The sequence below is a fragment of the Bacillus sp. AP50 genome, from assembly GCF_040492675.1.
GTDB classification, from domain to species: Bacteria; Bacillota; Bacilli; order Bacillales; family Bacillaceae_G; genus Bacillus_A; species Bacillus_A cereus.
Genome location: NZ_JBEUTW010000476.1, coordinates 1 through 3,977 on the forward strand (window position 1 = coordinate 1; position 3,977 = coordinate 3,977).

The window sequence follows — 3,977 nt, forward strand, 5'->3', positions numbered from 1 at the left end:
CGAGCGCTGCCTTAGAACATACGGCTTTTTTTTCTTACTCATTCTTTTCCGAATGATTATATGACATAATTCTGCTACTATAAAGCACCCTCCAATTAATACAAGACCAGAAGTCATCGTCATACATCCACCTGCCTTATATTTATTGTATCGCATAAATAATCATCGTTATATTTTCTTTACATACTCTTCATCTTCTGAAGCAAAACCAAAACTCTCTATGAAAGACTTCGCCTTTTCTGTTAATTTCTCTTGTAGCACTTTTATTTCTTTCACATTTCTTTGTTTCATCATTTCTTCAAATGTAAAATACGTATTTGTACCATAACCGTAACCTTGGTAATCAAAATGAATAATTAGCTGTGATAAAACAGCCCGTTCCTCTTGTACACTATAATCTATTACACCAATATATGTATCATCAACTTTCACACAGTACTGTACCTTTTTCTCACCTAAACTATGCGATTTAAACATTTCTTTAACAACGTTTTCATTTTCTACAGTAACTTTCTCAAACGTAATCATATGTTGTCCATCCTTTTACTATTATTGTATCAATAATACTTCCTATTTATGAAAAAAACCTTAAGACCGTATGCGATCTTAAGGTTTTTCTAATTAAACTAAGCTATACGCACGTTTTGTTTCTTCATGGAACTTATTCGTATCGTATTTATGCTCAACATAAATTTGGTGCCATACCATAAACGCAAGTACAGTCCAAATTTTACGGCTATAATCGCCTTTATCTGCACAATGTGCTTCCAGTAAGTTTAATACATACTGTTTGTCGATTAAATGCTCTGTCTTACTTTCGTTTATAATATTTATAGCCCAATCATGCATTTCGTCTTTTAACCAGTGACGAATTGGTACTGGGAATCCAAGTTTTTTACGATCTAATACGTGATCTGGAACGATTCCGCGTGCTGCTTCACGTAAAATAGCTTTCGTAGTTCCGTTAGCAATCTTAAATTCAGTTGGAATTTTAGATGCAACATCGAATACTTCTTTATCTAAGAACGGTACACGAAGTTCTAATGAGTTTGCCATTGTCATTTTATCAGCTTTTAATAAAATGTCACCGCGTAGCCATGTGAACATGTCAATGTACTGCATTTTACTTACATCATCATAATCTTTAATCTCGTTATACAATGGTTTCGTGATATCCATATAGTTAACACTTTCATTGTAATACTTCATTAATTCAGCTTTTTCTTCTTCACGGAAGATTTTAGCATTTCCATAGTAACGCTCTTCAATTGGTGTACATCCACGCTCTAGGAAGCTCTTACCTTTAAATCCTTCTTTAAGAGCACCACTTAATGCTTTTAGAACGCTCTTACCTGGGCTAGGAATGTAAGAGAACATTTTTAGTGAGTTTGGCTCACGGTAAATGTTATAACCACCAAATAGCTCGTCTGCGCCTTCACCAGAAAGAACAACTGTTACATGTTTACGTGCTTCTTTCGCAACGAAGTACAATGGTACAGCTGCTGGATCAGCTAAAGGATCATCCATATGCCAAATGATTTTTGGGAACTCATCCATAAATTCTTTCGCTGAAATGAATACGTTATGGTTTTTAACGCCTAATTTCTCAGCAGTTTCTTTCGCAACATCAACTTCACTGAAACCACGTTGCTCAAAACCAACAGAGAATGTTAAAAGATTTGGATTCATTTCTCTTGCGATAGAAGCGATGATAGATGAATCGATACCACCAGATAAGAATGAACCTACTGGTACATCACTACGCATATGCACTTTTACTGAATCATATAACACATCACGAATTGCTTGGATATGCTCCTCTTTCGTTGCACTTGAAGCATTGAAATAAGGTTTCCAGTAGCGATGGATTTCCATCTCTTTACCGATTTCTTTTACGAAATAATGACCAGGCTCGATTTTATTAACATCAATTGTTAAAGTTTCTGGCTCTGGACCATATTGGTACGTAAAGTAATGTTGTAGTGACGTTGGATTAACGCCTTTATCTTCCATCACATGCATAATACTTTTCTTCTCAGATGCGAAGAATGTAGTATCACCTTGTTGTGCGATGTATAAAGGTTTAATACCGAAGTGGTCACGTGCACCGAAAAGTTTCTTTTCTTCACGATCCCAAATCATAAATGCAAACATACCACGAAGGTAGTCTACACATTTTTCTTTCATATGTGCATACAATGCAATGATAACTTCTGTATCAGATTGCGTTGCAAACGTTGCACCTTTTTCAAGTAACATTTCACGTAATTCTACATAGTTGTAAATTTCACCATTAAAAATAATTACATATCGATCATTTTCATAAGTTAGCGGCTGATGTCCTGCCTCTAAGTCAATGATGCTTAAACGGCGGAAGCCAAATTGTACATGTTCATCACGAAAATATCCTTCGTCATCTGGACCACGGTGGAAAATCATCGTGTTCATATTTTCAAATTGATGTTTTTCTGTTTCTGAAAACTCTCTAGGGTTTTCACATAAACATCCTACAAAACCACACATACTTCTTACCCTCTTTCAGTTTTCATTCTGTCTCTATACTACTATATCAACCCTATTTATACTAGCATAATCAACTGAATATGGCGACCAAAAACTATAAAAAAATCACTCCATTTCACATTTTTAACAATTTTTTATGAAAACATGAAAACTAGGCACTCACCTTTCTCCGCTTTTGTCATATGATATTGCAAATTGATTTCTAGGAGGGAATACCATGAGTGAAGAAAAAAAAGATTCTTCTCGCCCACCGGTTCGTAATTACTTAAAGCAAATTGATGATTTCTTCGAGCAAACACCTCTTCGCAATGTAATCGCTGATTTAAATCATTTTTTCCAAAAAGGAAACCGTTTATTAACATTCCCTGTAGATTTATATGAAGTTGGTGAAGAACTCGTTGTTACAGCTGAACTACCAGGTATACAAAAAGAACAAATCCAAATTGAAATACAAAGTGAATACTTAAAAGTCTCTGTAAAAGAAGAGATACTTGAAGAGGAAGAAGAACAAACATCCCATAACTATTATCGCCGAGAACGTTCCATTTCAGAAGCATCAAGATTGATTAAATTGCCGTATTCAATTAATAAAAAAGCGGCAAAAGCTTCTTATCAAAACGGCGTATTAGAAATTCGGGCGCCGAAACTTCCCCAGCAACATGACATTTTATCAATAGACTAATGCAAAAAAATAAGGGTGCTATGCACCCTTATTTTTAACCCACTAATCGCTTCATATCACGTATAATGTCTTCGTATGGCGTATTACTAATGCCACTATACTTTTTCATTACTTTTCCGTTTTGATCAATTAAATAAAATGATGTACCATGCATGACCTGACCGTTCTCCGGCTTATCTACAAGTGATTGGAAATTATCTTTTGAAAACTTTGTAATATCTTCTAACGAATACCCCGTTAATAAATTCCAGTTACTAGTATCCTCTGTAAACTTTTGAATAAAAGCTTTCAGATTTTCTGGCTTATCAAGGTCTGGATCTACACTAAATGAAACAAACTGAACGTCTAATTTCTCTTCTTTTGCCATCTTTTGAAGCTTGGCCATATTTGCAGTCATTGGTGGACAAACTGTCTGACAATTTGTGAACATAAAATCTGCAACCCAAACTTTCCCTTTTAAATCTTTTGTACCAAATTGCTTTCCATCTTGATTTGTAAATTGGAAGGTTTCTAAATCCCAATTTAATGGTTTACGAAGCTTTGAACCTGATTCACTACATCCAGCAAGTACAAAGAGACAAAATACAACCATAAGACCAATTATTTTTTGATAACGCTTCATTTATAAACCTCTTTTCTCTATCCTAAATTTAAATAGGTTATGTTTATAATAACAAAAGTTAACACTACGAGAAAATTGTTTACTACATTTGTTCACGAAATCGTACGAATTTACGTATGTTACTTCTTTATTTCAAGCGAATTACTAGAC

At 34.5% G+C, this 3,977-nt stretch carries 4 protein-coding genes; 1 reads left to right on the forward strand and 3 read right to left on the reverse strand.

Annotated elements, in window-relative coordinates:
* Positions 1-168: 168 nt before the first annotated feature.
* On the reverse strand, positions 169-528 hold the full coding sequence (locus ABWK52_RS24975) for a GNAT family N-acetyltransferase (RefSeq protein ID WP_098542216.1): 360 nt from the start codon (positions 526-528) through the stop codon (positions 169-171).
* 93 nt (positions 529-621) lie between these two features.
* Positions 622-2,523, reverse strand: a complete 1,902-nt coding sequence (gene asnB, locus ABWK52_RS24980) for an asparagine synthase (glutamine-hydrolyzing) (protein ID WP_000333816.1) — start codon at positions 2,521-2,523, stop codon at positions 622-624.
* Positions 2,524-2,740: 217 nt separating this feature from the next.
* Between asnB and ABWK52_RS24985 the strand changes: the two genes are divergently transcribed.
* Positions 2,741-3,205, forward strand: a complete 465-nt coding sequence (locus ABWK52_RS24985) for an Hsp20/alpha crystallin family protein (protein ID WP_001288085.1) — start codon at positions 2,741-2,743, stop codon at positions 3,203-3,205.
* Positions 3,206-3,239: 34 nt separating this feature from the next.
* On the opposite strand, the gene ABWK52_RS24990 is transcribed toward ABWK52_RS24985, so the two are convergent.
* A complete protein-coding gene (locus ABWK52_RS24990; protein ID WP_000833335.1) occupies positions 3,240-3,827 on the reverse strand; it encodes an SCO family protein in 588 nt (195 codons plus the stop codon).
* Between the last annotated feature and the right edge of the window lie 150 nt (positions 3,828-3,977).

Bases quoted from the DNA above. Each gene is read 5' to 3' on its own strand.
- ABWK52_RS24975 (WP_098542216.1), bottom strand. From the start codon at position 528: ATGATTACGTTTGAGAAAGTTACTGTAGAAAATGAAAACGTTGTTAAA.
- ABWK52_RS24990 (WP_000833335.1), bottom strand. From the start codon at position 3,827: ATGAAGCGTTATCAAAAAATAATTGGTCTTATGGTTGTATTTTGTCTC.
- asnB (WP_000333816.1), bottom strand. From the start codon at position 2,523: ATGTGTGGTTTTGTAGGATGTTTATGTGAAAACCCTAGAGAGTTTTCA.
- ABWK52_RS24985 (WP_001288085.1), top strand. From the start codon at position 2,741: ATGAGTGAAGAAAAAAAAGATTCTTCTCGCCCACCGGTTCGTAATTAC.